Raw genomic sequence first — 26,968 nt, 5'->3', positions numbered from 1 at the left:
AAGCCGAAACTCTATTTCGCTTTTCTGACATCGATTCATCTGCATAAAGAACTTGGATTCATATCGCTTCGTGACATGGACTTATGTGAAGACGACGAGTTTCCGCTAAACAATCCCGCTCAGGACCGGCCTATGCTCGTCGGCCGCGCGGCAGAAAGACATTCACACCTTCCTCCATCATTCTGCCGTGCTGCGTCAGGAATGCGTCTCCTTACAACGGCAACATCTTAGACTCGGCAGTTCGCTTCGCCTGTCGCAACAATTCAAGGCCTTTACGTTGACTGATCCGAAGGTATTGATCAATACCCTTGTCTAGTAGATTCACCGTCAAGGTTCTGGTGTGATCGCAACTGTGCAAAGAGCTTCAAACGAAGGGACGCGTGAAACTACAGAAAGACAAGTGCGCGCGCACATTCCATGCACGTGTGATGTGGAACCCCGTCATGAATACTGCGGGATGTCTGCCGAAGTACGGGGGCTGCGAAGTCGAGATCGCATGCCAGTGTTGTCACAACAAATGCCCCTAACAGCTTGGAAAAAGAGTGTTCCTGCGGAGCTATCCAAGGCAGGAACGTTGATACACGATTCACTATCTGAACGGCATAAGGAGAAGAACATGAACACACTGCGAAGGATGACCTTTCTCATCGGAATCGCATTTCTGGTTGCGATGACTTCACTCGCACAGCAGCAAAAACGCCCTCCCATGAGCGGGCCCGAAGCGGCTGATGACATCGCAATCCGTCCGTTTCATATCAACATTCCGGAGGAGCAAATCGTTGATCTCCGCCAACGCTTGGCGGCGACGCGCTGGCCTGACAAAGAGACGGTCAATGACGAATCCCAGGGTATTCGGTTGGCAGAGATGCAGGCGCTGGTGCGCTACTGGGGCGACGGCTACAATCTGCGCAGCGTTGAGACGAAGTTGAACATACTGCCGGAGTTCATCACTACAATCGATGGCGTGGATATTCAGTTCATTCATGTACGTTCGCATGAACCGAATGCGCTTCCTCTTATCCTTACCCACGGCTGGCCCGGCTCACCCCTGGAATTTCTGAAGGTGATAGGCCCGCTTACCGATCCCGTTGCCTACGGAGGGCGCGCGGAAGACGCCTTCGATGTCGTGATCCCCGCTATTCCAGGCTATGGTTTCTCAGGCAGGCCGACGGATCTCGGCTGGAATCCCGACCGCGTTGCGCGGGCATGGGACGTGCTCATGAAACGTTTGGGATATACCCGTTACGTGTCGGAGGGTGGCGATCACGGCTCGGTCATTTCTGACGCGCTGGCGCGCCAAGCCCCCGCCGGATTGCTGGGCATTCATCTCACCATGCCGGCCACGATTCCCCCGAATCTTGTGAAAGGTATCAACGCCGGCGACCCGGCACCCCCTGAACTGTCCACCCCGGAACTGAGGGCGTACAACGCCCTCAGCACCTTCTTCGGAAGAAATGCGGCGTACGGCGGGATGATGGTAACGCGTCCACAGACCATCGGCTACTCGCTCGCCGATTCCCCTAGCGGTTTGGCGGCTTGGACGTACGAGAAGATCGCCGAGTGGTCCGGAAGCGATGGCCACCCGGAAAGCGTGATCGGTCGCGACGAAATACTCGACGACATCACTCTGTACTGGGTCACCAATACCGGCGCCTCTTCCTCTCGATTTTACTGGGAAAATAACAACAACAATTTCAGCGCCGCCGCACAGAAGACGAATGAGATCAAAGTGCCGGTGGCCATCACCGTGTTTCCGCACGAGATTTATCGAGCTCCGGAAAGCTGGTCGCGGCAAGCCTATCCGTCCTTGTACTACTTCCATGAAGTCGCCAAGGGCGGCCATTTCGCCGCTTGGGAGCAGCCGGAACTCTTCAGTGCAGAGATCAGAGCAGCATTCAAATCACTGCGTTAGTTCAAATGGCTCGTCGCCGATCTAGCCCAGCGCGGGGAGCAGCGCCAGCAGGCTCTGCTCCCCGCTGCTGCCGCAGTTTCGGCCGTCTGGGATGCCATCAAACCACCACAAACGCCATCGTCACGGAAGCGGGAGTATCTCCGTTTACCCCTTACCAGTTCTTCTCCAATAAAGATCCTATCGCGACTGCACTCGCCTCGATGTACGCGCGTGAAATGGCTGAGACAGAACGCGCAATCGATTCCGAAGGCCCTTTGAGTTTCACAGAAGCTGTCGGCGAACTGATCGATGTGTGCACGAATTTCAACCGGAAGCGTCCCGAGTTTCACACCCTCGTGGTCTACGCACCGCTCTCATCTTCCGCGTGCGAAGATAAGCAGGTTCTTGGACAGGTTTTCGTCGACTTCATCGAGGTACGGCTCCGACGTGCGCTACCTACTCTCTCGCCGAACCGGCCCACCATGGACAGGTAGCCCATATGATCTTTCGCGGAATTCTTGACGAACTGACCGTCGCTTCGCCTCGCCTCACGCCCGTCCGCGCCTGGAGCAGACGATGTGCAATGCCGTACTCCGCTACCTCCGCAGGCCAGTATCTAGTTCTTTCGGAGGTTTGCCGGAGACTCCAGTAGCCACGCGGTAGCTTGAGCGCTCGGATTGATACATGATGAAATCAACCGGGAGGCCAGCCTCCTCTGCTACATGGACTGCTTTCGGCTGCTCATGTGGATCTCCTGGTGCTCTCGCCAGTGGCGTTCTTGTTTGTCGTTGGAGAGTCGTCCACGCCACATAAGAGAATAGGTAACGGTAAACGCGCTTGTCGTCAGCTGTGATCTAGATGAGTGCATAATCGCCAATGCACTCATCGAGCCGCTCGAGTTCTGGACGAGTGAGTTGGCCTGTCTTCACCAATTCAGAACGGGTGCGCGGATCGGTGGCGATAAGCCGATTTATCGGTACCGATTCGCCGCGTGCAGGAAGGATCCGGCGGAAGTCATAGTGCGGCGGCTGTCATGCCATGCTGCACCGTCGGACGCCGCCGTATTCTATAAGGAACTTCGGGTGACGCTAGCTACGGCCCGCACGCTCCGTCCCTCGCAGAAAACAGTTAAGCGTCTCTTTGAACCTCAGCATGGAGGGCGGCAGCGCGTGAAGATTTTCGAAGACGGGCGACGCGATATTCGAGCCCGTCCCGTGAACCGGTCGAGACTGCATAACTGCATAGAAGACGCCTAAGCCACCGGTATTCTCGTACGGACTGTTTTACAGTAGACCGGGCTGGAGTCGTCCAGGATCTGTTCTCAAAATGTGTAAGGAGTCGATAGATGGACAGTCCTGTTGTTTGGTTTCCTCAGATATGTGAGGCTACCCGTAACATACCTCGCCTCGTCGCCCTGGACGTTCTTGATTCTCTGAGTGATAAGGCGTTTTCGAAGGAGTATGCAGCGCGCTCCAAGCCTTTTCTGTTGCGGTTGGGTCCGTTAAAGTTCTCTGAAGCAGAGATCTTAGGTCTGCTGCAAGGGGCTTACGGCGATCAGACCGTGAACGTCCGTTTCGGCAATATGGCAGATCCGGGTAGCTACCTGAATCGCCGCGAAGAAGAGATGCCCTTAGGAAGTTTCATTGGGGAACACTTCATGCAGGTAAACGATGCCGGGACAGCCTACGCCGCCGGCACCGTGATACCCGTCAAGATGACGCGCGATCTCGGGGTCCCTTTTCCGATGTTTTACCCTGAGTATTTTTTCAATGAGCCACGGATGTGGATAGGCAAGAAGGGAACGGTGACTGCCCTGCACAAGGACCTTCCGGACAACTTCTCGTTCGCATCCTTCGGCGCCAAAGAATGGCTCCTCTATCCGCCAGCCGATTTTCCTTATCTATACATGATTCATCCGAGACCGAATGCACTTCCAGACTTCGGGGTTAGCATGGTTAACGCGAAGTCTCCGGATGCGACGCGCTTCCCGGAGTTCTCGAAGGCTACACCGATCTCCATCATGCAGCGTGCGGGCGATCTGCTCTATGTGCCTGCGGGGTGGAGTCATTTCGTGGAGAACCACGAAGACTCTCTGATGATCAATTTCTGGCTGAAACGCGGAAGATCCCCCGCAGTGTTAGGCAGGGACCGATGACAGGGGTTCACTCCAGTATCCTGTCCCTGTTTCTGCGCAAGTGCCAGGGTTAAATCGTATTCCTCGAGAAATCCACTTTCTTCATTTGGCGGTCCCTGGCGATAAGCCGACATATCGGTACTAACCGACGCTCAATGCATTTCGACATAAGCGGCACTCGATACCGCTGAGATCACGGAAAGGCATACCGCAACCAACTCCTCACCGGTTACATAGGGGTAAGCGCATCCATCTTCAGGATGGATGCGAGTTCTTCTTCTGCTCCAAAGGCGGTAATGCGCCGCTGTCGCCAGAGGATAGAACGCAATCAACATGTACCCGCTCGTCAGAATCATGCGCGAAAGCCAGAAATAGGTTTCTGTTACGACGGGGAGCACAATCAGGCAAATCACCGAAGCGAACAAGCTCATGACGTTGAGAACGTCTGGGACGAGTAAAAATATCGCCCGCTCAGCGTAGCCGAGACTCATCTCTCGATTGATTCTCCATCCCAGTGCGGCAATCTGCAGGGCAATCAACGGTGGGCCGAATTTGTAAAGGGTATCTGGAGTCATAGCGCTAGCTCACCATGACTTTCACCAACAGTCGGCGCCAAATCGCATCCGGCAGAATGCGATTCAACCAAAAGAATGGGCCAGGTTTGGCGAGGTACCGTAGTCGATTGCTGGAATCGTTCGCGGCACGGTAGATGACTTTCGCAACCTCCTCTGGCTTGGCTCCTGCAGAGTTACTCTTCGTGAATACACTCAGAAACTTATTCATGCTTGCTCGATAGGGGTCACGTACCGCCATCTGCATGCTGCCCTTACCGAACTCGGTAGCGATGCTGCCGGGTTCGACTATCTTGACGCGAATATGGAATGGCTCCAACTCATAGCGCATCGATTCGCTCAAACCTTCCACTGCGAACTTTGTCGCGATGTATGACGAGGCATAAGGAAGCGCCATACGGCCGATGATCGAAGAGATGTTGAGTATCAGACCCTCGCCTGCGGCTCGCATGATAGGAAGCACCTGTTGCGTGACGCCTATCAGGCCGAAGAGATTCGTCGCAAATTGCTGCTGAATCTGCCGATCATCAAGGGCCTCAATCGGGCCGAACAAACCGTAGCCTGCGTTGTTCAGGAGCACATCTATCGTTTGATAGCGAGCCAACGCATCGACGACAGCCTGCGCGATAGAGTCCGCTTTCGTCACGTCCAGAGCGAAGAGGCTGATATTTGGGTGCCGTAGCGCGGAGTCAGCCCTAAGCGGGTCGCGCAAGGTAGCGGCGACATTCCAACCCTTGTCTGCAAAAAGAAGTGCGGTAGCTCGTCCGATACCGCTGGAAGCGCCTGTGATCAAAATTGTTTTAGCCATCATGGTTACGCATCCTCATCAGTATAGATATACCACTTGGTATTTGAGTTGCAAATAGTTTTTGTGCGCTATGCTTAAAGCGTGGCTAAAGCGCTCAGGCAGAGATTGACCCGGCAGGAAAGCCGGCTTGAAACCAGGACGAGGCTTCTGGAGTCGGCAGCGCAGTTGTTTGCGCGTGGCGGATATGAGGGAGCGTCGGTCGATTTGATCGCCGAGAGCGCGGGCTACTCGAAGGGGGCGTTCTACTCGAATTTTGAGAACAAGGAAGCGATATTTCTGGAGCTTCTCGACATTCATAAACGGCAGGAAATCGATGCCCTGGCTCAGCTTCTGGCACAGGACATACCCGCGTCGGAACTATTGTCGCTAATCCGCAACTCTGAAAGCGTTCGCGGTTCTGATTTCGATTTCGGTCTGCTTTCGGCAGAGTTTCAACTGCAGGCCTGCCGCGATAAGACCTTCGCGAAGACCTATGCCAGGTTGCATCGCACTCACCGGGACACAATGGCCGGACTGGTTACGAGGCTTTTTGCCAAGCTGGGCCAACAGCCAAGATCTGCGCCGAAAGATCTCGCGGATATCATCATGGCGTTGACCACGGGGCTTTCCCTCCAGGGAACGAGCGTTCAGGAACCGCCGCGTAAGGGCCGCGTCACAGGGGCAATTTTGCTCGTACTTGGTCTTGACCACTTCGAGTCGGATCAGTCCCGATAAACGCGCTTCTCGTCAGTCTCAGATAGCTGGAGATAAACCGGCTTTCCGTTACCTAACCTTCCTCCTAACTCAAATCTGGTTCATCTCTCATTGACGAAATACGAGACACGCCAAAAGCTCCTGCAGCGGCGATTACTGACATCCAGAGAGCCCAGCCAACGTATAAGCCATGATTGATCAAAATGCCTACCACCAGAGGTGCGAGAACAGAGGCAATCGACATTACAGATTGATTGACTCCCATCACCAGACCCTGACGCTGTGGTGAAACACGTTTAGAGAGCCGCGCCGTGATCGTCGGCCTGAGCACCGCCGCACCACTATGGCTCAGGGTAAGGAATACCAGCGTTACGAGAACTGTATGGCTCAGCGAAAGCAGACCAAATCCGATGGCCATCAGCAGGAAGCCTGCCAAGACCAAGGTGCGTTCCCGGAACCACCGTAAGAGGTGTCCCAGAGCTATCGCCTGGAAGAAGAAATTCAGGAGACCGGCGTAAGCGAACATAAACCCGGCGGTCTGCGGTCCGATCGCCTCTCCGCCCCAGGTGACGCGCCCGGCCAAAAACAAAGCGAAGCCGGATATGAATGTGTTGAAGACAAAGTAGAAGAGAGACAAGAGAAAAAAGATTCCGCTCGTTGCTGGATCGCGAAAGCAATCCAGGATCGGTTTGACGGGCAGCAAAGTCTCGGACGGCCTTTTGTGCTCAGCCTTTATTCCCTTCGGCAATAGCACGGCCGTCGCCACGATGCTGAGGGCTGAGAGAATGCAAGCTCCCCAAATCGGCGTCGTCAGACTGTGCCTGGCCAGGAGCCCGCCGAGGCTTGGCCCAACAAGCATGCCTAGACCGAAAGCAGCTCCGACGATACCGAATGCCCTTGTTCTCTGTTGGGGTGCCGTATTGTCCGAGACGTATGCGTGCGCGACCGAAATGTTCCCCGCAGTCAAGCCGTCGATGATCCTCGCCGCAAAGACGAGCCATAGGGTATTCGATACGGCGAGCAGTAGGTATCCCGCAAGTGTGCCGATCTGGCTAATCACCAACACAGGTTTTCTGCCAATTCGATCCGAGAGCTGACCGAGCGGAGGTCCAGCGAGCAACTGACAGAGAGCGAAAACCGAGAGGAGCATACCGACTGTGAAGGCGGAAGCTCCAAAATGCTCTGCGTAAAAAGGCAACAAAGGAATCATTAAGCCAAAACCCATGATGTCTGTGAAGACGATGAGAAAAATCGGGAAAAGAACTTTTCCGATGGGAGGAGCTGACGGGGTAATTGGAATCTGCATCGCGCTTGTCATAGTTTTCCGTCCTAACCGGGTGTTTCGTCCGGGCGTACCGGGGTTGTAGAACTGTTCCGCAACGTATCTCTGCCTTGTGCGTCATGGCATGTGAATCTGATTTTCCCAGCGCGCGGTCGTCCGCCCGTGCTCAGGTCGTGATCCAGAGCCTCACCCAACCTGTTGCCGCAAACGTCTTCGAGTCGTTCAGAGGCAACGAGGTGGTACTCCCCGCCGTGCCAAGGATGGCTGGGGATAATCTGCGCTGTGGTTCCGTCCGGTGCGACTGACACACTAATGCGAACGATCTCCCCAGAACCGGCCATAACCCCGATCTCGTCCTCGCAAAGCTCAGCATCCATAACCCTGTCGAAATGCGCGACGGCGGGATCGAGGCTCCCCACCGTCGGAGAAATGAGACGCCACTGGGCCTCGTTGATCGCTTGCAGGACTGGATCGCTTACGCGGAAGGTGTGGCGCGCCGTCTGCCCGAGCGCCGTAATGACTAGGCTGTACGTCCGCCCGACAATAAGCGCAGGGTCGTGAGCCACGCCCGCACCGAGACCACGCTTGATTCGTCCCGGCTCCATCAACACCGTCAGGCGGCGGCCATCAGGTGACCATAATTCCTGCGATAGGACGAGGAAAGGGTCACGCACCACCTGGTCTTCGTCGTCCAGCAAGCTGAGCTGGTCACGATCGAAGTGCGCTTCTGCCGGCCTTGGAAAATACAAGTAGAAACGAAGAGTGTTGGCGGGGAGCACTTTGGTTTCAGGAGAGATGCGGATCGGTGTCTCAGGGACTGTTTGAATCCGCATCTCTGGCGCCCTCAAGGGGTCAAGCCCGCTGCTCATGCTGCGTGCTTTCGCGGGAACTCGACGCCTGGGAAATCGAACTCCACCCAGATCTTGTCTAGCCGTGCAGGAAGCGGGCTGACCATCAAAGTCTCAAGCGTCAGATCGCCGGTATCTGCGTAGCGAGTCAGAGAGACAAAGAACTTCTCGCTGAACAGGTCCGCCCGCAACGACGACCCCACGAACAGCACCTGCTTCCCGACTGGCCCTGCGGGCATGAAGGGTGACTGGTCCAGCATCGGGCCCTGGGCCGGTCTGTTCTCGGGCGTAAAACCTACGGCGGAGCGAACACCAGAGAGCGGAACGATCATAGGACCGCGACCCAGATTTGTGACGAGCAGCTTGTCCTCGTCTCCGTCACGGAAGACGACCATACTGATGGGCTGACCGTTGCCCATGTCGCCAATCGTCTTGCCCCTCACCTTCGCGCCGTGCTGCAGCTCTGAAACCGGAATGGTGACGAGTGGGCTGCAGGCGTACGCGGCGATAAGTGTGTCTACACCATCGAGTGTGGCGAACTGCATGGCTCGGATCGGCGCGCGCGTTTCGTAGCGGCCATGAGCGACGTGGTAAATCTCCAGCTGGGTTTCGCTGGCTGCGCCGGTGAACGGATAGGCGATTCGTCGCAGCGTGGAGGAGAACTCCTGGTTCGAGACGCCGGCGACGAACACCTCGCCGTCATGAAACTTCAGATCGACGATCGTCATGGAACGGATCGGCGTACGTGCCTTCTCGTCGAAGTACGACGCTGGTGGATATGGGAAAGTACCAGCCCGCGACTTGAAGGTCGCGTCCTCGTCGGGAACGTCGGAGAGTTGGTGCACCGTCACCTTTGACGATGAGAGGTCAAATGGGTGGATCTCGCCGGTAAGCGAGACGCGCACAATCGCGGGCCTCAGGCGGTCGCCATCGCGCACGCCAACTGACAAGTAGGGCTCGCGCGTCACCGGATGAACGGCCATGCCGTTCATCACGAGGCTTTTCGCCGTTACTCCCAGCGCCGCTGCGATCTTTTCGTCGATCGACTCGAAGAGGAAGGGGTCTAGCGAGGCTGGCACCTGGCCGCGTTCCGTCTCGAATGCAAAAACAGCCCCGAGCTTGCTGTCGCCTACAAAGAGAACCCCATCCGGGTTGAAGGTAAGAGCCCCCGCCGATTCTGGGATGACTTGATTGCTAGTGTTCATGATGGTCTCCATAGATCGTCCGCTCATGGCGGAGGTCAGGTTGAGTAAGAAGAGATGACGGGGATCATTGCCGCGAAAAACGGTGCCTTGTTAAAAGGGCAGCGTCGAGATCCTGGGGCTACTGCACGACGGGACGAGCGATTGCCTCCAGTGCCGCCACCACTGTCTCCGCCTCCACACGTCCGGTCATGTAATCCGCATCGACGTGGGAAAACCGAATGATCCCCGAGGCGTCGATCACATACGTCGCGGGCACAGGGAGTTGGTAGGACCCTTCTCCATTGCGGAGTTCTAGATCGTTGTTGAAGCGAGTTTTGCCGAGTTCCTTCACACCATCTCCCACCTGGAAGACGATGCCGAACTGCCGCGCTAGCTTATTGTCGAAATCGCTGAGGATTGGGAAGGTCAGTTGGTTCTTTTCGGTCGCGATGATTCCGCCGTCCGGTTTCTCAGGCGAGATCGCGACCAGTTTTGCGCCCAGTGCCTGGATCTTTGGCAGAGCCGCCTGTAGTTCACGCAGTTCGAGATTGCAGTACGGGCACCATTCGCCTCGGTAGAAACTGATGACGAGTGGCCCTTCAGCCAGCAGCCCCTTGAGTGAAATCTCATGGCCGAATGCATCCGGCAGGGCGAATTCAGGCGCGGGATCGCCGACTTTCAAAGCGTTGTCGAGCACGTCGGACGAGCGGACGCGCTCCATGTCACCGGAAATAATGCTGAATTTTTCTCCGAGTGTAGCCTTGACTTTTGCCTGTAATGCCTCTGCCGCCTGTTTGTAAGCCATATGTTCTCCTAGGTGCCATGCGTTGACGATCTGTAGCACTCGATACATAATGGGAGAGTGGCTCGCCGGAGTCAAGCATTATTTTGTGGCACTCACTACAGAACGGGAAAGGGCATCATGGCGCGAACTTTAGAGTTCGATTACGACACCACGCTGGAGCGGGCAACGCGCCTCTTTTGGAAGAGCGGCTATGCCGGCACTTCGCTGCGCGATCTGCTCAAGGAAATGGGTATTGGGGAAAGTTCTTTCTACAACACCATGAAAAGCAAGAAGCGAGCGTACCTGGAGTGCCTGAAGCATTACAACGAGACCGTCGCTCGAAAGCGCGCCAAGGTATTTCTTGAGGCACCCACGGCTGCACTGGGCGTACGTGCGCTGTTCAACAACATGCTGGAATCTCTCGATAATCCCGATACACCTGCGGTCATCTGCATGATGGCCGGAAGCCTGACGCACGAAGTACTTGATGAGGCTGAACTGCGAGAGTACATCGAAGGGCGGATGACCACGCTTCGGGACACGATGATCGCTCGGATGAACGCCGACAAGCGAGATGGACTTCTCACGGCGGGTTTCGAGCCTCAGTTTGTGGTGCCCATCGTCAGTACCTATATGCAGGGGCTCTGGCGGATGGCCCTGGTGTCTTACGAGAGGTCTAGCTTCGAGCGGCAGATCGATGTCTTTCTCACCGGACTTGGGCTCTGAAGCATCTTTGAACGGAGCTGACAATTGGTGAGCAGTGGCATATTGAAGCGAACTCACCAATGGGTTTGTTGAGCGGTACCGACAAACGCCGTTTTCGGAAGTGATATTGTCCGATAGCTGTGCGGTCATCCGTTGTCGGATTGCTTGAGACACCTTATGGCCCCCAACATGACTTGCTCCGCGGCTTCTTGACCGAGGAGTGCCTTTGCAAACAAGGAGAACTGCATTGCCCGGATTGCGAGAGGCTCTGAAACCAACTTGAGATCGTCTTCGGAAAGGGTTTCGAGATCGGCGAGTACGTTTTCGGTTTCGAGATCGCAGAACGCCCACTTCAAGGCGGAGATGACCCGCCAAACGTATCTTTCTTCGAGCGGCAGTTCGGCTAATCCGGCCAGGTAAGGCGCTGTGTCCTGCCCTCCAATATGGGCCTTGAGCAGTTCCAGATACGGCCTCATCTTTTCCGAACGGACGAGATCTTGGGCGCCGGTTTCTTGGTGCAACGCGCTGATTGGAATGCTCTGCGGGGTGGGGCGCATCATTGTGTCTCCCTGTGTATCCGAGTCCTAGCCTACATCGTCCATTTGTACGGGAGGCAAACGGCGAAGGCGCTTGGTTGGCCCCTGCAAAAAACGAAAGCTGGTTACAACCACTACAAAAACCACTACAGTGGCGAAAAAGAAGGCCAGCCGTTTCGGGCTGGCCTTCTCGTATCTCATTGATTCTAAGGATTGGTGCGGAGGAGGGGACTTGAACCCCTATGCCTTGCGGCGCTAGCACCTCAAGCTAGTGCGTCTGCCAATTTCGCCACCTCCGCAGGTGACTTCATGAGTATACCAGCCCTGCAAGGATGACGGAAGGCGTCTTCGGCGGTGCTGCGCGCACGGACTACATCACAAAGAAGAAGCGAATGAGAGCCACTCCCAGGGCAAAAGTGAAGCCATACCAAAAGCTTTCAATTTGAACCGTATTTGCACCCTTGCGGCGACGCGCCAAGCCAATCTGCCTCATGATTGAGCCTGTGATGAACGGGCTCACTATAAGGCTGATTCCATGAATTCTGGATGGTTGGACCATATGATGCGGGAAAATGTGCACACTTATGGCTCCGAACCCAACGCCGAGCAAAAGGTATCCTGCAGCGGCGAAAACTGGGCTGATAGTTATTGATTCTCTGTCAACATTTCGAACATCTCCGGCAAGATTTTGAACAGATCGAATAATGAGCGCGGTTAACGCTTCTCCGATCACCTGCAAAACCGCCTCCAGAAGTATTTCGCCAACTCCGGAAAGCAGCGCAAGGATCAATTCGTCCATGCCCTTATTTTAGTCCGCTGGTGATATATCAATTCTCCTCAAATAGCGGTAGAAACAGGTTGCTTCTCAATGGCATGGACGGTTGTTTGCAGCAGCCAATAGTGGAAGCCGTCGAGGATGGCGTTGAGGGCGGCCTGGTTCATGTCGGAGGAGACGCCGGCAGTGGTCCATGATTCGGTTGTGTGGGTGTCGTGTCCGTCGGCGGTGAAGCTGACGGTTACGCGGACGCGGGCGGCGGAGTCGAGAGCGGAGACGTCGATGGCGGTGACGGAGAAACGGCCGAGGCGCATCCGCTGCAGGTCTGGGTACCACTTGTCGAGCTCCCGGCGCATGGCGCGGGTGAGGGCATCGACGGGGCCTTCGCCTTCTGAGCGTGAAGTAAGGATGACGCCGTTGATGGCGAGGGAGATGGAGGCCTGTACGTAGCGCTTGCCGGATTCATCCGACTCGTCAAAGACGCGCCAGGTGCGGACAGCGAAAAGATCGGGGAGTGTTCCGAGAATCTTCATGCAGGCGAGGCGGAATGAGACTTCACTAGCTGTGAAGCCGCCGCCGTCAATCATGGCGGTGTTTGCCTCGATGAACTCCTGCGCCTGAATGTTATTGAGCTGGACTCCCAACTGCTCTGAGAGGAGAAGGACGTTGGCCTTGCCGGAGTGGGCGTTGACGCCAATGGCGGGAGTTGCGCCGACGCGCGCCGGGTCGCACCAGAGGTAGGCTCCGGGGTGCTTGCGCTCAGAGCTGCCGTGCATGCCGGCCCAGGTGCTGAATGCGCCGGGACCGACGATCGGCGCGCCGTGGGGGACTTCGAGTGCGAAGGCGTCAAAGGCGGAGTGCGCAAGGCTGGTTAGGCTGGTAAGGGATGCGGTGGGAACGAATTCGGCTTCGCCGCGGAGCTGCATGCTGCCGATGACGGTGGTGAGGTTGACGTTGCCGCAGCGCTCGCCGGTGCCGAGGAGAGTGCCTTGCACCTGCACGGCTCCGGCAAGAATGGCGGCGCGGGTGTTGGCTACGCCGAGGCCGCGATCGGTGTGGCCGTGGAAGCCGAATTTTGCGTTGGTGTGGCGGGTGGTGAGGTCGGTAAAGATTGCGGAGACTTCTTCCGGGCTGGCTCCGCCGTTGGTGTCACAGATGACGATGCGGGAGACGGATTGCGATACGCACTGATCGACGAGGGCGTGGAAGTGTGAGAGGGTTTGGGCGGCGAAATCGGGTGTGGAGGGTTGGCCGAATTCCTGACGGCTGCAGAAGGCGTCCATGGCGTGTTCGAGATCGACGATCACTTCGAGGCCGTGGTCCTGAAGATATGCGATGGTTTCGCGGACCATGAGAAGGTTTTCCTCGGGGGTGGTTTCGAGAGAGCGCTGAACGTCGAGGAGGCGCGATTTTGCGACGATGACTGCGGTGGAGATGCGATCTTTGTGGGCGAGCATGAGCTGCAGGTCGGGCCAGTCGGCGACTTGAATATTGCGGCCGCGAGTGCGGCCGAAGAGTGCTAGCTTCATGGCGCCGGTGTTGGCGTTTTTGAGTGCGCTGGCTAGCTGGGTTACGAAGTGATTTGCGCCGGCGAAGCCGATTTCCGCGTAGTGGATGCCGAAGGCTCCCATGCGCTCCAGGAGATGGACGGCGGCGGGGACGGAGATCTCGAGATTCGGCTGTTGAAGGCCGTCGCGGAGGCTGGTGTCGAAGATTTCTACTTGTCGTGGTGCGGTCATGCTTTTCCTTCTTGTGATTCGAGTGCGGGGATTAGGCGAGTCATCCAGCGGGCGAGTTCGCGCTCGTCGTCTGATCCAGCGGCGTGTGCGGTCTGGATATTGTGGCGCTCTTCGGCGTTGCGATTCTGGCTGATTTTGAATTTGCCTTCAATGCGTGCGATGGGGATGCAGAAGCCTGTGATTCCGGCGAGCATGGTGCGGCGATAGCCGTCGGGTTCGGCGTGCCAGTGGTTGAGAAATTGTGGATCGTGTTTGGTGATTAGCTCTTCTACGAGACGGTTTTTGGTGTCCTGGTCTTCGATAAGTTCGAGCGTTCCGTAGGCGTGGATAGCGATGTAGTTCCAGGTAGGGACGGAGAGGTCTTCTGTGTAGAGCGCCGGGGTGACGTAGGTGTGCGGGCCGGGGAAGATGACGAGTGTTTCGTGGCCGGCGAGGCTGGCCCAGTGCTTGTTGGCGCGGGCGAAGTGGCCCTCGATGAGGCCGTGTTCGCCTTCATCTTTGACTACGAGAGGCAGGTGCGTTGCTGTCATCGGGTCAATCCCGTTGGGGCCGACGAGGATGGCGAAGGAGTAGGTCTGCATTGCTTCGAGGAGTGTAGCGCGGTCGTCGATGTGGTTGAATTTTGGAGTGTACATGGCGCTCCGATTAGATGATTACGCTGAAATTGAAAAGGCCACCGGCGGCTGGTGCGCGCTGGTGGCCTTTGAATTCTGCTTTTGAATCTTAAACCCGGCCTCAGATTTCCATGCGCGCGATGGGTCCGCTAATTCGAATGGCGGGAATGAGGCGCGCGATGGAGATGAGCTGCATAAGTTGGATTTGAGTATAGCAAAAAGTTTTGAATGCGTGAGTTATCCTGTGCTGCACAGTTTCCGAAGTGATGTTCTTTGTTTGGGTTGTGGGAGGTTCCACACTTCTTATAGAAATCTTTATGCAATCTTTATTTCGAGACTGTGCGATGCCAGATTTACGGGATTTCGCAGTGCCAGTGAAAAGGGGTGGGGCAGGGGTCCCCCCTCCCCTCCCATAAACAAGACGGCCCGAATCCAGTGTGGATTCGGGCCGTCTTTCATCTCTGCTAATTATGAGTAAAGCACAAATGGGGCTAATTGCATGCAAATTATCTGGAGCGGAGGGACGGTACGAAAGGGAGTTGGACTTTGGTAATGAGGGACGAAAAAGCAAATGCAGGTTCTTCGACGCACTCCCCTGAGCTGAAGCCCGATCAGCTGGCTCGGCGCTGAGCGCGTTCTGCTTCCAGGCGCTCCGCAAGAAATACCTTCAGCAACGACTGGTAGGGAACGTCCCGCTGATTGGCCAGGATTTTTAGGTCTTCGATCATGGCCACAGGAAGGCGGACTGAGATGGTTCTGAGGGACGGCTTGAGGTTGGGCAATCTAGCGCGTTTCGCCTTCTGCCAATCCAGATACCTGGTTGAATCCGCGCCGGGACCGGACGAGGACCAGAACTCGAACTCTTCGTCTTTGCTTTTGAAGTCAGGAATCGTTTTTTTCATGCCTGTCATATTCCTCGATTTCTCTGTGGCTCATGTCGCGGGCCGAAATGATTCGAATGAGCTTTCTGCGGACGGTGAAGGCTACGAACAGCTTTCGTCCGTGACCTGTCTGGCCAAGAGCCCAATATCTTTTCTCGCTCCGCGAGTGTGCCGAGTCTGATCGCAGCACGAATGGATCGTGGAAGAAGACATCTTCGGACTCTTCAGGCGTGACTTTGTGCTTCTCCCAATTCTTGATGGCATTGGAGTCGTCCCAATCGAAGCCGACACATTGAGCAAGCGGATCGTTCACGCTCATGGAATGTATATATCAGATATATACATAATCGTAAAGAGGAGAGGTGTGTCGATAGGCAGAAAGCAGGTCATTGTTCCGCTTGCAGGATGACTGCGCTCAGGATGGAATGCTTTGTTGAGGGAAGCTCTCTTTTTTCGGTGCTCTTGAAAAGAGCTTTTTGCCGGCAAAAGCAAGTCCCTCATACAGGGCAGCCCACACGAGCATGGCGAAAATGCTGAAAACTACGAGAGCGATGACACTTTGCGGATGAGCCATATATTTGTCGAAGCGATTTTGTTGGTTAGCGAGGAAAGCTTCACGTCCTAGGTGGTTCCATTTGATGAGATCTAGGTGGGTGCGATAACCGACAAGCAGGCCGGAAGTGATCAGGAACAAAAATTTGATGATTAGGGACGGTTTCACTCCCAAAGAATACATTCACGTGAGAACTGTCACGCAGATTTTCCTGCAAGAGCTAGAAGATTTCTCTGAGTTTGGTGAAGGCGTCCAGTTCGATGAGTTGCTGGCCCGGGGGTGGGGTGGAGAGTGCGGCGTGTTCGAGGGTCCAGGTGCTGCTGTGGAAGAGGAAGACGGCGTGGAGGCCGGCGGCGAGAGCGGGGTTGATGTCAGACTTGGGGCTGTTGCCGATCATCCAGCTTGTGGCCGGGGTTAGATTGTGGCGCGCGATGATGGCGCGGTAGGTGGCGGGGTCTTTTTCGGCAACAACTTCCACGGCGGAGAAGTGCGGGGCGAGGCCGGAGCGCTGGAGCTTGCCGGTTTGTTCGGCGAGGTCGCCTTTTGTCATCAGGATGAGGCGGTGGCGCGTGGAGAGTGAGACAAGGGTTTCGGCCACTCCGGGGAGGAGTTCAATGGGGTGCTCGTTGATGATGCCGGCGAAGCCATGGATGCAGGAGACGTGCTCGTCTGTGATGGGGTGAGTGGTGAGACGGCAGTAGCAGTTGACGAGAGACTGGCGGAAGCTGGACAGGCCGTAGCCATGGGCGGCGATGGTCTGGTGCTCGCAGGCGTTGAGGACGGCGCGGACTTCGGCGGGGGTGTGGGTCTGGTGATCGAGGTAGCTGATGAAGGCGGCGATGGCGCGCTCGAAGTAGATGTTGTTTTCCCAGAGGGTGTCATCGGCGTCGATGAGGAGGGTTTGGTTGGGAGGGAACTGGGGCATGGGATTTATCGTAAAGCAGGCTACAGGTTGCAGGTTACAGGTGACAGAAAGTGGGTTGGCTTTTGTGCTATCCCAGGTCTCAAAATCGAGACCTGGGGCACCCGAATGTTGTGGAAGAACGAACGAAAAGCAACGGCAAGGACAACCGCAGATCCTTCCCACCCCATCGCGCAAAGATCGCGCTCTGGGGACCCCGGCTTCGACTCGTTTCACGCGGAACGCGTGAAACTTCGCTCAGGATGACATCTCTATTGATTGGGAGGTAAGCGGCTGAGTTCAGGGTGATAGTGGTTTGTGGTTGCAGATAAAGTTTTGTGAATGGCGGTAGACTTGGTGGAATACGGAAACCTTTGGCGGTAGACTTGGCTGTAATGAGAGGCGGTTTATGAAAGTTGTGTTGCGTTTGTTGATGGTTGCGGCTCTGATATGTGTGACGCCGGCTGTTTGGGCGGCGGACCTGACCGGAGTGTGGAAGGGAACGTTCAACTTTAACGATGCGGATGTTCCGACGACGCTGAACCTGAAGGTGAGCGGGGCGGATGTGACGGGGACGATTGTGGGACTGCCGACTTCTCCGGAAGATATTCACGACGGGAAAGTGGCTGGCGATCTGGTCAGCTTCTGGGTGAGTACGGATTACCAGGGTGAGACGTACAAGCTGGTCTTCAAGGGCCAGATCAAGGGCGAGCAGATTGATTTTACCTTTGGCACGGAGGATGGAAGCTGGGGGACTTCGCTGAGCGTAAAGCGCGGCGATGGGGCTGCTCCCGCTCCCGCAACGCCGGCGACTCCTGCTGCAACTGCAACGACGACTGCGCTGGATGTGACGGGAGCCTATAAAGGCGACTGGGACATGATGGGCAGCCAGGTGACTTCAACGATTACGTTGAAGAGCGCAGGTGCTGTGGTGACGGGTACGGTGCAGAATGGCAACGCGACCCCGATTGAGATTCACGATGGCAAGATTGATGGCGATACGGTGACGTTCTGGATCAACACCGAGTACCAGGGACAGCAGTATGTGCTGCAGTACAAGGGAAAGATTACGGCGGGGCAGATCAGCTTTGAGTTTGGGCTGGCGGATGGAAGCTGGGGCTCGGCGCTGACGGGGAAGAAAAGCTAAATAGAGATCAGAGATCAGTCGTCAGAGATCAGAAAATGGCCGCATGTTGCGGCCATTTTTATTTCGCTGCGGGGAGAGAGTATTCGAGGACGTAAGAGTGTTTGCCGCCAGTGGCCATGGCGATGGTGAGAGTGCCGGAGATGCCGGCCAGGTCGCCGAGGCCCGAGCCGGGGACAACTTCGACGCGAAGCTCGAATTTGCCGGCCTGCATAGTTCCCCAGTGCTGGAGGGCGAAGGAGCCTTTCCGTCCATCGAGGGAACCGGAGACCTCTTCAATGGCGACGTAGCCGGCAGCGCCGGATTCGGGTGAGCCGGAGGTCAGCATTTCGCCTTTGGCGGCGGCGTCAAGGGCACCGTGATACTGCTTGATGAGCGAGAAGCGGCTGAGGCTGGTTCCGTTGGTGAAATCGTCAGGGGACAGGGGCGTGGTGGTGACGTCGAATGGACCTTCTGCGCGATGGGGCATGGGGGACTCCTAACAGCAGTTGGTTGTTAATGGTTCGTTGTTCGTGACCGTGCGGCGATGAAAAGTTGTCAGGCTCCCTGCGATGCAAGGAGCCTGATTTTTTCAGGCACTCAACACTAAACACTAACCGCGAATCACTGTCCACTGCTTTGCGTGGCTAGCCACTTTTTGAGATTGTCTTCCTGCAGGGAGCGGAGCTCGATGCAGCCGTTGATGCGCTCGATGACATGCTTGGCGGTCTGATCTGCGGAGGCGACTTTGTGCGAGGTGAACCACTGCTGAACGTCGTCGCGATCAGCGGCGGAGCAGAAGTTGGCCGTGGAGCCGACGAGGATGCCGCCGAGCTCAGGGGTGAGCAGGGAGTGGATATTGTCCCAGTGATCCTTGATGTATTGCCAGGCCATGGGGCGATCCTTTTCTGTCTGCATGACGATGGCGAACTGGATGGCGGCGTCCTGGCTGCGTACCTTGGGGGTGAGTGCGTAGTCGAGGGCGCGGCGTGCGAGAGTGGGGTCCTCGAAGACGGCCATGAGCTGAAGCGCGGTGCTCTTCATGTCTGGGTTGGTGGTGGTCTCGTAGGTCTGTTGGAGCTTCTCGTAGAGAGCGGCGTCGCCGTTGGTGGCTGCGATGGCGAGAGCGGTTTGGCCGAGGGTGGGATCGACGGAGGCGGGGTTTGAGAGAAACTGCGCTGCGATCTCACGGGATTTGGCGAGGATGGCGGGGTCTTTCGCTGCGCCGAGAGTGCCGAAGAGCGTGGAGCGCAGCTCGATGGTGGCAGGTGTGTCGCTGGGCGCGGGCGCGGGAAGCTTGGCGTAGATGGGACCGAAGGTGGCGCGGACCCAGGCTTCGAGAGCGTCACGCTCGGACTGGTTGGAGGCTACGCGAGTGTGGATGGTGCTTACGGGTCCGAGCGCGGCGCCGATGACGGTGGCGTTCTCGTCGGATTTTACGGCTGTGACGAGGTTGAGGTAATCGCCGACGATGGCTTTGTTGGCGCGGACCTGGGCCCATTCATCGCCGATGAGGTTGATGCGTTCGGTGGGCTTGAGGGCGGTTTCAACGTTGGCGACGATGGCCGAATATTGCGTGGGCGTGTATGTGCTGCGGTAATAGCCAGTGCCATTAGCGTTGGCGAAGAGGAAGGGACTCTTGGGGAGGGCGAGGCTGGTGTCTTCCGGCGTGAGGATGGGGCAGGAAGAGCTTTCCGCGGATTTGAAGCAGACGGGGATGGTCCACTTTTGCGCGGGATCGGGTGTGCTGCTGGGGCTCAGGAAGAAGCGCTGCTGCGTGACGGGAATCTTGCCGCTGGCCGCATTGCTGAAGGTGAGGATTGGCACGCCGGGCTGAGCGATGAAGCTCTCCATGATTTTGTCGATGGGCTTGCCGCTGGTGGTGGTTTGCGCGCCCCAGAAGTCTTCCGCGGTGGCGTTGGAGTATTCATGCGCGGCGAGGTAATTGTGAACACCTTTGCGGAAGGTTTCTTCGCCGAGGTAGTTCTCGACCATGTGAAGGACTGCGCCGCCCTTCTGGTAGCTGATGCCGTCGAACATCTGCTCGATTTCTTCGCGGGTGTCGGCCTTGGCGCGGATGGGACGCGTGGTGGGCTGGGCATCGAGGTTGAGGACGCCGTCAAGCTGCGCGGCTTCTTCCTGATCGATGTGCCATTCGGGATGCATGGCTTTGACGGGCTTGGTCTCCATCCAGGTGGCGAAGCCTTCGTTGAGCCAGATGTTGTCCCACCACTGCATGGTGACGAGATCGCCGAACCACTGGTGGGCCATTTCATGCGCGATGACTTCTGCGACGTTCTTCTTTGCGCCGATGGTGGCGGATTTTTCGTCGATGAGGAGATCGGTTTCGCGGTAGGTGATGGCGCCGAAGTTCTCCATGGCTCCGGCTTCGAAGTCGGGGATGCCGATGAGGTCGAGCTTCTTGAGAGGGAAGTGGATGCCGAAGTAGGCGTCGTAGTAGTGGAGGACGTACTTGGCTACGTCGAGGCCGTAGCGGGTGTATTCGACTTTGCCGGGCGTGGCGCAGACGCGGATGGCTACGCCGTCTGACTCACCGGAGGAGCACTCGAAGTCGCCGACGAGGAAGGCGACGAGGTAGGTGGACATTTTGACGGTGGGCTCGAATTTGATGGTGTGCTTGTCAGCCGCGGGGCCGGGTGTGTCAGAGGCGATGCCGGAGTTTGAGATGACGGTGTCGCCTTTATCGACGACGAGCGTGATGGTGAAGCTGGCCTTGAAGGCGGGCTCATCGAAGCTGGGGAAGGCGCGGCGCGCGTCGGTGGATTCGAACTGGGTGACGGCGTAGTTGCGCTTTTCGGTTTTGGAGAGATAGAAGCCGCGGAGCTTGTCGTTGAGGATGCCGGTGTAGTGGACGGTGAGGACTGCTGGGCCGGCGGGGAGGGTGTCAGGGAAGGTGAAGGTGGTTTGTTCTTTGTCGTTGTCGGTGGAGACGGTGGCTGTTAGCTCTTTACCGGCGGCTTTGACGGTGACGGACTGGAATTCGATCTCGGCGGAGTTGAGAACGATGGTTTTGGAGGCTTCCTTGAGATCAAGGTCGATGGTTTCCAGGCCGGTGAAGGTGGCGGTCTTGAGGTCCGGCGTGAAGGTGAGCGAGTAGTGCGAGGGGATGACGGTCTTGGGGAGGCGCTCGGCGCGGGCGGCGGGGGCGATGGCTAGTGCGAGTGCGGCGACGGCACAGAAGATGGGGAGGGAATGGGCGAAACGGAAATTCATGCGGACCTCAAAGGGGTGTGATCAAGTCTGAATTGAATAAAAGGGCAAGTTCAGACCCAACATTTAATTTTATGCGAGCCATGCGGCTGGTGTTGATACGCTGACATGAACCTTGCGGTTCCACGGTGAATTGTTCCGGGTAAGATTGGCATAAAGGACGACTTATGGTGCCATGGTGGAAGAGGTTGATCTACTCTGCAGGCAGCTTGTTGCTGGCTGACATTCTGGTATGTGTAGGTTTGTGGGTTGGACAACACATCCTGAATGCGCAAGGATCTCAACCGGTTAATCTGCCGGAGGTCTTGGTGGGCTGGCTTTTTGTGTTCGCACTATTTAGTGCTGTCGGATGGCCGATCGCTCTTCCGTTTGTATTGCTTGTAAAGAACATTACAGGCTGGAGGTTCTGGCTGTGGTTGCTAGTAGGAGCGTGCCTTGGTCCTGCTTCGATGTTTCTATTTGGATTTGGCTCATTTCTTCTTAATGATCGAGCAGCGGGTTTTGAATTGCCAGTTCCACTTATCCTGCTCTCAACTCCTGTGGCAATCCTGACAACGTGGTTTTATCTCCTGCTTCTTAAAGGGCCAATGGGCAGAGGGAAATTGGCTCACGCCGAGATGACTGATCAACCTTCTTGAGTTTTCTTATGTGGCAGGAGGGAGTCGAGGAGCAGGAGGCATGCGCCGATGACTACGGCGGAGTCAGCTATGTTGAAGTCGGGCCAGTGGTAGCTGAAGATGTGGACTTCTAGGAAGTCGACGACGGAGCCGGTGAGGATACGGTCGTGGAGGTTGCCGAGTGCGCCGCCGAGGATGAGGGCGAGGGCGATGGTGGCGGCGGAGATGCGATGGCCCATCCAGATGAGCGCGGTGAGGACGGCTAGCGATGCGAAGACCGTGAAGGCGACGAGGCCCCAGCGGACGGCGTTGGGTGATGCGGAGTCGGCGAAGAGCGAGAAGGCTGCGCCTTCGTTGGTCCAGTGGGTGATGCGGAAGATGCCGTCGAGGACGGGGATGGCTCCGCCGAGGCGGACGTGCTTTGTGACCAGTAGCTTGGTGTACTGGTCAGCGGCGTAGATGAATGCGGAGATGAGGAGCAGCCAGGGGAGACGGCGCGGGGTTTGTATTTTTAACGGCATCTGGATTCGCGGGACTTGACTCGAAAGCTGGGACTCGAAAGACTGGGTCTTTCTTGTTTTCGGCGGTGAAGGTGCATGGCTGGAGCCATGCACCGATATCGGACGATTGTTGAGTGGGGCGATTAGAGGAGCTTAAACAGCAGCTCCTTCTGGTTGTGGTGGTGCGACGTTCATCAGGCCGAGGTGGTATTGGCAGCGGTCGCAGACGTCGGCCCAGATGCCGTAGTTGGATGTGTCGTGCGTGAAGCGCCAGCAGCGGTTGCATTTGATACCTGTTGCTGCAAATGCAACTGCTCTTGGCTTGTCATCAGGTGAGCCATCTTCGTTAACGCCTCTAGCGGCGCGAATCTGTACCGCAGAAACTTTGATATCCAACTCTGAAACATTAAAGAACTCAGCAAGTGATTCTCTCGGAAATGAGTTAAGAAATGCCGTGTCAGCCTCAGATGCACGAATATCGACTCGCGCACCGAGCCCCTTTCCAATCTCTCCTTGCTGCCGAGCAACCTCAAGGGCACTAAATACTTCTTCTCGAATCGCAAATAGGCGCTTCCATTCGCCCAAGATTACATCGGGATTTTCGGAGAAGACTTCTTCTGGTTTTGGGAAGAGGGCTAGATGGACGCTGGCTTCGCGGCCTTCGACTGGCGGTAGATATTCCCAGACTTCGTCGGCGGTGAAGCTGAGGATGGGTGCGACCAGGCGGACTAATGCTTCGGCGATCTTCCAGAGGACGGTTTGCGCGGAGAGGCGCTCTTTGCTGGTGGGCGCGAAGGTGTACATGCGGTCTTTGAGCACGTCGAGATAGAACGAGCTGAGATCGACGATGGCGAATTCGTTGACTGCGTGGTAGATGCGGTGGAACTCGAAGTCCGCGTACCAGCCGAGGATTTTTTCGGTGAGGTCGCGGGTGCGGGCGAGCATGTAGCGGTCGAGCGGTAAGAGCTCGGCTTCGGGGACGGCGTCTGTTGCGGGCGTGAAGCCGGCGAGGTTGCCGAGTAAAAACCGAAACGTGTTGCGCAGCTTGCGGTAGATATCGGCGCAGCGGGCCATGAGGTTTTCGCTGGCGGCCATGTCTTCGCGGAAGTCGATGCTGGCGACCCAGAGGCGGACGATTTCGCCGCCCATGCGGTTGGCGATGTCGACGGGATCGACGCCGTTGCCGAGGGACTTGGACATGGCGCGGCCTTGCTCGTCGAGGGTCCAGCCGGCGGTGGCGACGTGGGAGTATGGTGCGCGGCCTCGGAGGGCTACTGATGTGAGAAGCGACGAGTGGAACCAGCCGCGATGCTGGTCGCCACCTTCTAGATACAACACCTTAACGGAATCGTTCTTCTCGAATTGAGCGTAAGCAGCCTTCAGATCCGGGTCGGACTCGGAGACTGCCAGCCAGCTTGTGCCGGAGTCGAACCAGACGTCGAGGATGTCGGTTTCTTTGCGGAACGTTGTGTTGCCGCATTGGGCGCATTTTGCGCCTGTAGGCGTGAGAGCTTCGACGCTGGTGGTGTGCCAGGCTTCTGCGCCTTCGTTTTCAAAGAGCGTGACGATCTTTTTGTTGAGGGCGGCGTCGATGAGCGGCTTCTGGCAGCTTGTACACATGAGGACCGCGATGGGCACACCCCAGATGCGCTGGCGGCTGATGCACCAGTCGGGGCGCGTGGCGATCATGTTGGTGATGCGCTCTTTGCCCCAGGAGGGGTCCCATTTGACCTTGTCGATTTCTTCGATGGAGAGCTGACGGAATGTTGTGTCGGTACCGGCTTTATCCGAACTCCTGGGGCGCTTCATCGGGGTTTCGAGCGAGATGAACCACTGCTCTGTGGCGCGGAAGATGACGGGGTTGTGGCAGCGCCAGCAGTGCGGGTAACTGTGCTGGAGATTGGCCTGGGCCATGAGTGCGCCGCGCTCTTTTAAGAGCTCGATGATGATGGGGTTGGCAGCGAAGACTTTCTTACCGTCGTAGGGTGGTGGCGCATCGCCGGACCAGTCGGTGGCGTGGATGCGGCCTACATCGTCCACGTTGCAGGTTAGGTCGAGGCCGTAGCGCTGGCCGGTGTAGAAGTCGTCCGCGCCGTGCGAGGGGGCGGTGTGGACTGCGCCGGTGCCGGCGTCGGCGGTGACGTAGGTGGCGAGGACGCCGAGGATAGAGCGGTTGAGGAACGGGTGCTGATAGGTGGTGCGGTCGAGGGCGCGGCCTTTGAAGCGGGCTAGTTCCTTGGTCTCGCCCAGATTGCAGGCGGCGATGACTTGAGGCGCGAGTTCCGCGGCTACTACGTAGACCGGTGAGTTGGCGGTTGTGGTATCCCCGGTCCCCAAATGCGAGGGACCGGGGGCACCCGGGGTCTGTGAGGATTCGAGAGCTACGTATTCGAAGTCGGGGTGGAAGGCTACGGCTAACGATGCCGGAAGGGTCCACGGGGTGGTGGTCCAGATGATGGTGTAGACTTCGCGGCCTTTGAGGGACTCATCCAGAGCTGCGGCGTCTGAGGTTAGCTTGTAGCGGACGTAGACTGACGGGCTGGTGTGCTGCTCGTATTCGATTTCGGCGTCGGCGAGGGCGGTGCGGTCGTGGATGCACCAGTAGACGGGCTTGAGGCCGCGGTAGACGAAGTCCTGCTCGAGGAAGCCGTAGAGGGCTTCGAGGGTCTTGGCTTCGTACTGGCGGGACATGGTTTTGTAGGAGTTATCCCAGCGGCCGAAGATGCCGATGCGCTCGAACTGCGAGGTCTGGAGATCAACGTACTTCTGCGCGTAGGCGCGGCAGGCTTCGAGCACTGCCGGGACGGGCATTTCGAGCTTTTTGCGGCCAAGCTGCTCATCTACTTTGATTTCGATGGGGAGGCCGTGGCAGTCGAAGCCGGGGATGTAGGGCGAATCGAAGCCGGCCATGGTTTTCGATTTGACGACGAAATCCTTGAGGCCCTTGTTGAGGGCGTGGCCGAGATGGATGGGGCCGTTGGCGTAGGGAGGGCCGTCGTGGAGGATGTAGGCAGGGCGACCGGCGCCGGCTTTGCGGAGCTCGTTCCAGAGGCGCATTTCAGCCCATTTTTTGAGGCGAAGCGGTTCATTCTGGGGGAGATTTGCCTTCATGGGGAAGGCCGTCTGCGGCAACTGAAGGGTCGCCTTGAGTTCAGGCGCTGAGGCCATGATTTTTCCGGGTCCGTTTCTACGGGGATTGTGCAAACTTGTACATCTTTCAGTGTAACTGGAGTGAGTGAAGAATTTTGAGTAACAAGGCGCGCGATGTCTCGTCTATTGTGTATGGAAGATCGCGCGACGACGGAAATGGAGCGGGTAAGTGAGCCTGCGGATGGGGATCTCTTGCCGGGTAAGGGACTCCCCCTGAGGCATCAGGGGATGCACCTGGTCAGGGGAGAGACAGAGCCGGGCGGTCTCGCGCATAATGATGAGATGGAGAGGGACGGCGGCGCGATGCGTGCGCAGGTCTTCTCTGAAAAGCAAGGGTCAGAGCAACAAAGGGGTACCAGATCCATCGCTCTTGATGGCAGTGAATTTATGACTGAAACAGCCACCCAAAACCCGACTTCCGAAACCGAAACAAATCCCCACGAGCTGGATTCTTTTCTGGGCAAGGCCTTTGAAGAGAAGCCGATCTGGACCGATCTGTACGAGAACATTCGGGATGTGTTCTTCCCGAAGAAGCTGCCGCCGCTGGAGCTGACCTCGAAGCCGATTCCGGTGGCAGACCCGTTGGCTGTGAAGACGAATCCCTGGTCATTTGGATCGGCGACTGCGATTCAGGTTGCGGTGCTGGGATTGCTGATCTGGATCAGCCTGAAAGCGGTGGTGCCGAAGATTATGGCGCCGCAGGTGAGTTCAACTCCGGTGGACATCAGCGATTTCAAGATCAATATGCCGAAGAAGCCTCAGCAGGCGGGCGGCGGTGGTGGCGGCGGTTCGCATGATGTGGTGGACCCGATCAAGGGTAAGCTGCCGAAGATCAAGGATCAGCCGATTGCGCCTCCTATGGTGCCGGTGGTGGAGAAGCCGAAGCTGGCAGAAGAATCGGCGATTGCGGTGCAAAAGGACATCAAGCTGCCGGATAACCCGAATATGGTCAATATCGGGGTAAAGAACTCGTCGAATGTGACGCTGGCGTCAAACGGACAGGGCAGCGGCGCGGGTATGGGGACGGGCTCGGGCGGCGGTTTGGGTTCTGGCAGCGGCAATGGTTATGGGCCGGGCTCAGGCGGCAACTACGGCGGCGGAGTGGAACATATTGGCGGCGGAGTGAAGGCTCCAACTGCGATTTATACGATCGATCCTGAGTTCAGCGAAGAGGCTCGGCGGGCGAAGTACCAGGGCGAGGTAATGCTGCAGATTATTGTGGACGCCCAGGGAAATGTGCAGAGTCCGCGCGTGGTGAGGCCGCTGGGTATGGGGCTGGATGAAAAGGCCCTTGAAGCGGTGATGAAGTATAAGTTCAAGCCGGGAACGAAGGAAGGCAAGCCGGTGGCCGTGTATATGACGATTGCGATTAACTTCAGGCTGTATTGAGGCAGAGATCAGGGATCAGGGGTCAGAGATCAGAAAAGGCCGGGGAAGAATCCCCGGC

General features: G+C 57.0%; 26 protein-coding genes, 1 tRNA gene and 1 pseudogene. 9 read left to right on the top strand and 19 right to left on the bottom strand.

Going from position 1 to position 26,968, the window contains the following annotated elements; all coding sequences use genetic code 11:
• Positions 1-616 precede the first annotated feature (616 nt).
• The 4 genes and pseudogenes from VO84_RS03300 to VO84_RS03290 all read left to right on the top strand — a co-directional run bounded on the left by VO84_RS03300 (position 617) and on the right by VO84_RS03290 (position 4,046).
• Positions 617-1,912: an epoxide hydrolase family protein gene (locus VO84_RS03300; RefSeq protein WP_082661655.1), complete on the top strand. Its 1,296-nt coding sequence runs from the start codon at positions 617-619 to the stop codon at positions 1,910-1,912.
• A 5-nt stretch (positions 1,913-1,917) separates the two neighbouring features.
• A pseudogene (locus VO84_RS23260) lies at positions 1,918-2,043 on the top strand (hypothetical protein); the annotation flags it as partial.
• Between the two features lie 84 nt (positions 2,044-2,127).
• Positions 2,128-2,385 carry a hypothetical protein gene (locus tag VO84_RS22985; RefSeq protein ID WP_231737755.1) on the top strand — a complete coding sequence of 86 codons (258 nt, stop codon included), beginning with the start codon at positions 2,128-2,130 and terminating at the stop codon, positions 2,383-2,385.
• A gap of 851 nt (positions 2,386-3,236) precedes the next feature.
• The gene (locus VO84_RS03290) at positions 3,237-4,046 is read left to right on the top strand and encodes a cupin-like domain-containing protein (protein ID WP_058185848.1); all 810 of its coding nucleotides are present in this window, start codon (positions 3,237-3,239) and stop codon (positions 4,044-4,046) included.
• 131 nt (positions 4,047-4,177) lie between these two features.
• Here VO84_RS03290 and VO84_RS03285 read toward each other — a convergent pair whose 3' ends face one another.
• Positions 4,178-4,600: a hypothetical protein gene (locus VO84_RS03285; protein ID WP_058185847.1), complete on the bottom strand. Its 423-nt coding sequence runs from the start codon at positions 4,598-4,600 to the stop codon at positions 4,178-4,180.
• Positions 4,601-4,604: 4 nt separating this feature from the next.
• Entirely contained in the window at positions 4,605-5,408 is an 804-nt protein-coding gene (locus tag VO84_RS03280) for an SDR family oxidoreductase (RefSeq protein ID WP_231737754.1), read from the bottom strand.
• 78 nt (positions 5,409-5,486) lie between these two features.
• Here VO84_RS03280 and VO84_RS03275 point away from each other — a divergent pair, with 78 nt between their 5' ends.
• Positions 5,487-6,119: a TetR/AcrR family transcriptional regulator gene (locus tag VO84_RS03275; protein ID WP_058185846.1), complete on the top strand. Its 633-nt coding sequence runs from the start codon at positions 5,487-5,489 to the stop codon at positions 6,117-6,119.
• 64 nt (positions 6,120-6,183) lie between these two features.
• Here VO84_RS03275 and VO84_RS03270 read toward each other — a convergent pair whose 3' ends face one another.
• The 4 genes from VO84_RS03270 to VO84_RS03255 form a co-directional block, all read right to left on the bottom strand.
• The gene (locus VO84_RS03270) at positions 6,184-7,416 is read right to left on the bottom strand and encodes an MFS transporter (protein WP_058185845.1); all 1,233 of its coding nucleotides are present in this window, start codon (positions 7,414-7,416) and stop codon (positions 6,184-6,186) included.
• 11 nt (positions 7,417-7,427) lie between these two features.
• Positions 7,428-8,213, bottom strand: a complete 786-nt coding sequence (locus VO84_RS03265) for a hypothetical protein (RefSeq protein ID WP_157439701.1) — start codon at positions 8,211-8,213, stop codon at positions 7,428-7,430.
• A gap of 32 nt (positions 8,214-8,245) precedes the next feature.
• Entirely contained in the window at positions 8,246-9,433 is a 1,188-nt protein-coding gene (locus VO84_RS03260) for a hypothetical protein (protein WP_058185843.1), read from the bottom strand.
• 118 nt (positions 9,434-9,551) lie between these two features.
• The gene (locus VO84_RS03255) at positions 9,552-10,217 is read right to left on the bottom strand and encodes a peroxiredoxin-like family protein (protein WP_058185842.1); all 666 of its coding nucleotides are present in this window, start codon (positions 10,215-10,217) and stop codon (positions 9,552-9,554) included.
• 117 nt (positions 10,218-10,334) lie between these two features.
• On the opposite strand from VO84_RS03255, the gene VO84_RS03250 reads away from it, so the two are divergent.
• Entirely contained in the window at positions 10,335-10,922 is a 588-nt protein-coding gene (locus VO84_RS03250; protein ID WP_058185841.1) for a TetR/AcrR family transcriptional regulator, read from the top strand.
• A 125-nt stretch (positions 10,923-11,047) separates the two neighbouring features.
• On the opposite strand, the gene VO84_RS03245 is transcribed toward VO84_RS03250, so the two are convergent.
• The 9 genes from VO84_RS03245 to VO84_RS03205 form a co-directional block, all read right to left on the bottom strand.
• Positions 11,048-11,461 carry a hypothetical protein gene (locus tag VO84_RS03245; protein WP_058185840.1) on the bottom strand — a complete coding sequence of 138 codons (414 nt, stop codon included), beginning with the start codon at positions 11,459-11,461 and terminating at the stop codon, positions 11,048-11,050.
• A 190-nt stretch (positions 11,462-11,651) separates the two neighbouring features.
• Positions 11,652-11,736, bottom strand: a tRNA-Leu gene (locus VO84_RS03240).
• 71 nt (positions 11,737-11,807) lie between these two features.
• On the bottom strand, positions 11,808-12,236 hold the full coding sequence (locus VO84_RS03235) for a hypothetical protein (RefSeq protein WP_058185839.1): 429 nt from the start codon (positions 12,234-12,236) through the stop codon (positions 11,808-11,810).
• A 38-nt stretch (positions 12,237-12,274) separates the two neighbouring features.
• Positions 12,275-13,951, bottom strand: a complete 1,677-nt coding sequence (locus VO84_RS03230; protein ID WP_058185838.1) for an alpha-isopropylmalate synthase regulatory domain-containing protein — start codon at positions 13,949-13,951, stop codon at positions 12,275-12,277.
• The gene (locus tag VO84_RS03225) at positions 13,948-14,586 is read right to left on the bottom strand and encodes an FMN-binding negative transcriptional regulator (protein ID WP_058185837.1); all 639 of its coding nucleotides are present in this window, start codon (positions 14,584-14,586) and stop codon (positions 13,948-13,950) included. The genes VO84_RS03230 and VO84_RS03225 overlap by 4 nt, the downstream gene beginning before the upstream one ends.
• Positions 14,587-15,176: 590 nt before the next feature.
• Positions 15,177-15,467 carry a BrnA antitoxin family protein gene (locus VO84_RS03220; protein ID WP_157439700.1) on the bottom strand — a complete coding sequence of 97 codons (291 nt, stop codon included), beginning with the start codon at positions 15,465-15,467 and terminating at the stop codon, positions 15,177-15,179.
• Positions 15,448-15,765, bottom strand: a complete 318-nt coding sequence (locus tag VO84_RS03215) for a BrnT family toxin (protein WP_058185835.1) — start codon at positions 15,763-15,765, stop codon at positions 15,448-15,450. The genes VO84_RS03220 and VO84_RS03215 overlap by 20 nt, the downstream gene beginning before the upstream one ends.
• Positions 15,766-15,861: 96 nt before the next feature.
• Positions 15,862-16,167: a hypothetical protein gene (locus VO84_RS03210; protein WP_197413873.1), complete on the bottom strand. Its 306-nt coding sequence runs from the start codon at positions 16,165-16,167 to the stop codon at positions 15,862-15,864.
• Positions 16,168-16,219: 52 nt separating this feature from the next.
• A complete protein-coding gene (locus VO84_RS03205; protein ID WP_058185833.1) occupies positions 16,220-16,924 on the bottom strand; it encodes an HAD family hydrolase in 705 nt (234 codons plus the stop codon).
• Between the two features lie 385 nt (positions 16,925-17,309).
• On the opposite strand from VO84_RS03205, the gene VO84_RS03200 reads away from it, so the two are divergent.
• Positions 17,310-18,047 carry a hypothetical protein gene (locus VO84_RS03200; RefSeq protein ID WP_058185832.1) on the top strand — a complete coding sequence of 246 codons (738 nt, stop codon included), beginning with the start codon at positions 17,310-17,312 and terminating at the stop codon, positions 18,045-18,047.
• Between the two features lie 58 nt (positions 18,048-18,105).
• Here the strand turns inward: VO84_RS03200 and VO84_RS03195 are convergent, their stop codons facing one another.
• Together VO84_RS03195 and VO84_RS03190 are read right to left on the bottom strand one after the other, a co-directional pair.
• On the bottom strand, positions 18,106-18,513 hold the full coding sequence (locus VO84_RS03195) for a DUF3224 domain-containing protein (protein WP_058185831.1): 408 nt from the start codon (positions 18,511-18,513) through the stop codon (positions 18,106-18,108).
• Positions 18,514-18,647: 134 nt separating this feature from the next.
• Positions 18,648-21,257, bottom strand: a complete 2,610-nt coding sequence (locus tag VO84_RS03190) for a M1 family metallopeptidase (protein WP_058185830.1) — start codon at positions 21,255-21,257, stop codon at positions 18,648-18,650.
• Between the two features lie 206 nt (positions 21,258-21,463).
• Between VO84_RS03190 and VO84_RS03185 the strand changes: the two genes are divergently transcribed.
• On the top strand, positions 21,464-21,892 hold the full coding sequence (locus VO84_RS03185; RefSeq protein WP_197413872.1) for a hypothetical protein: 429 nt from the start codon (positions 21,464-21,466) through the stop codon (positions 21,890-21,892).
• On the opposite strand, the gene lspA is transcribed toward VO84_RS03185, so the two are convergent.
• Together lspA and ileS are read right to left on the bottom strand one after the other, a co-directional pair.
• Positions 21,880-22,392, bottom strand: a complete 513-nt coding sequence (gene lspA, locus VO84_RS03180) for a signal peptidase II (RefSeq protein ID WP_058185828.1) — start codon at positions 22,390-22,392, stop codon at positions 21,880-21,882. The two genes, VO84_RS03185 and lspA, sit on opposite strands and share 13 nt — an antisense overlap.
• A 132-nt stretch (positions 22,393-22,524) precedes the next feature.
• Positions 22,525-25,539 carry an isoleucine--tRNA ligase gene (gene ileS / locus VO84_RS03175; protein WP_058185827.1) on the bottom strand — a complete coding sequence of 1,005 codons (3,015 nt, stop codon included), beginning with the start codon at positions 25,537-25,539 and terminating at the stop codon, positions 22,525-22,527.
• Between the two features lie 114 nt (positions 25,540-25,653).
• Between ileS and VO84_RS03170 the strand changes: the two genes are divergently transcribed.
• Positions 25,654-26,910 carry an energy transducer TonB gene (locus VO84_RS03170; RefSeq protein WP_231737753.1) on the top strand — a complete coding sequence of 419 codons (1,257 nt, stop codon included), beginning with the start codon at positions 25,654-25,656 and terminating at the stop codon, positions 26,908-26,910.
• Positions 26,911-26,968: the final 58 nt, after the last annotated feature.

This window comes from Occallatibacter gabretensis (assembly GCF_001449115.1).
Lineage (GTDB): Bacteria > Acidobacteriota > Terriglobia > Terriglobales > Acidobacteriaceae > Telmatobacter > Telmatobacter gabretensis.
This window is presented reverse-complemented; position numbering and strand designations above follow the sequence as displayed.

Excerpts from the sequence above, each read along its gene's own strand:
- VO84_RS03300 (WP_082661655.1), top strand. The coding sequence starts at position 617 with ATGAACACACTGCGAAGGATGACCTTTCTCATCGGAATCGCATTTCTG.
- VO84_RS22985 (WP_231737755.1), top strand. The coding sequence starts at position 2,128 with ATGGCTGAGACAGAACGCGCAATCGATTCCGAAGGCCCTTTGAGTTTC.
- VO84_RS03290 (WP_058185848.1), top strand. The coding sequence starts at position 3,237 with ATGGACAGTCCTGTTGTTTGGTTTCCTCAGATATGTGAGGCTACCCGT.
- VO84_RS03285 (WP_058185847.1), bottom strand. The coding sequence starts at position 4,600 with ATGACTCCAGATACCCTTTACAAATTCGGCCCACCGTTGATTGCCCTG.
- VO84_RS03280 (WP_231737754.1), bottom strand. The coding sequence starts at position 5,408 with ATGATGGCTAAAACAATTTTGATCACAGGCGCTTCCAGCGGTATCGGA.
- VO84_RS03270 (WP_058185845.1), bottom strand. The coding sequence starts at position 7,416 with ATGACAAGCGCGATGCAGATTCCAATTACCCCGTCAGCTCCTCCCATC.
- VO84_RS03265 (WP_157439701.1), bottom strand. The coding sequence starts at position 8,213 with ATGCGGATTCAAACAGTCCCTGAGACACCGATCCGCATCTCTCCTGAA.
- VO84_RS03260 (WP_058185843.1), bottom strand. The coding sequence starts at position 9,433 with ATGAACACTAGCAATCAAGTCATCCCAGAATCGGCGGGGGCTCTTACC.
- VO84_RS03255 (WP_058185842.1), bottom strand. The coding sequence starts at position 10,217 with ATGGCTTACAAACAGGCGGCAGAGGCATTACAGGCAAAAGTCAAGGCT.
- VO84_RS03250 (WP_058185841.1), top strand. The coding sequence starts at position 10,335 with ATGGCGCGAACTTTAGAGTTCGATTACGACACCACGCTGGAGCGGGCA.
- VO84_RS03245 (WP_058185840.1), bottom strand. The coding sequence starts at position 11,461 with ATGATGCGCCCCACCCCGCAGAGCATTCCAATCAGCGCGTTGCACCAA.
- VO84_RS03235 (WP_058185839.1), bottom strand. The coding sequence starts at position 12,236 with ATGGACGAATTGATCCTTGCGCTGCTTTCCGGAGTTGGCGAAATACTT.
- VO84_RS03230 (WP_058185838.1), bottom strand. The coding sequence starts at position 13,951 with ATGACCGCACCACGACAAGTAGAAATCTTCGACACCAGCCTCCGCGAC.
- VO84_RS03225 (WP_058185837.1), bottom strand. The coding sequence starts at position 14,586 with ATGTACACTCCAAAATTCAACCACATCGACGACCGCGCTACACTCCTC.
- VO84_RS03220 (WP_157439700.1), bottom strand. The coding sequence starts at position 15,467 with ATGAAAAAAACGATTCCTGACTTCAAAAGCAAAGACGAAGAGTTCGAG.
- VO84_RS03215 (WP_058185835.1), bottom strand. The coding sequence starts at position 15,765 with ATGAGCGTGAACGATCCGCTTGCTCAATGTGTCGGCTTCGATTGGGAC.
- VO84_RS03205 (WP_058185833.1), bottom strand. The coding sequence starts at position 16,924 with ATGCCCCAGTTCCCTCCCAACCAAACCCTCCTCATCGACGCCGATGAC.
- VO84_RS03200 (WP_058185832.1), top strand. The coding sequence starts at position 17,310 with ATGAAAGTTGTGTTGCGTTTGTTGATGGTTGCGGCTCTGATATGTGTG.
- VO84_RS03195 (WP_058185831.1), bottom strand. The coding sequence starts at position 18,513 with ATGCCCCATCGCGCAGAAGGTCCATTCGACGTCACCACCACGCCCCTG.
- VO84_RS03190 (WP_058185830.1), bottom strand. The coding sequence starts at position 21,257 with ATGAATTTCCGTTTCGCCCATTCCCTCCCCATCTTCTGTGCCGTCGCC.
- lspA (WP_058185828.1), bottom strand. The coding sequence starts at position 22,392 with ATGCCGTTAAAAATACAAACCCCGCGCCGTCTCCCCTGGCTGCTCCTC.
- ileS (WP_058185827.1), bottom strand. The coding sequence starts at position 25,539 with ATGGCCTCAGCGCCTGAACTCAAGGCGACCCTTCAGTTGCCGCAGACG.
- VO84_RS03170 (WP_231737753.1), top strand. The coding sequence starts at position 25,654 with ATGGAAGATCGCGCGACGACGGAAATGGAGCGGGTAAGTGAGCCTGCG.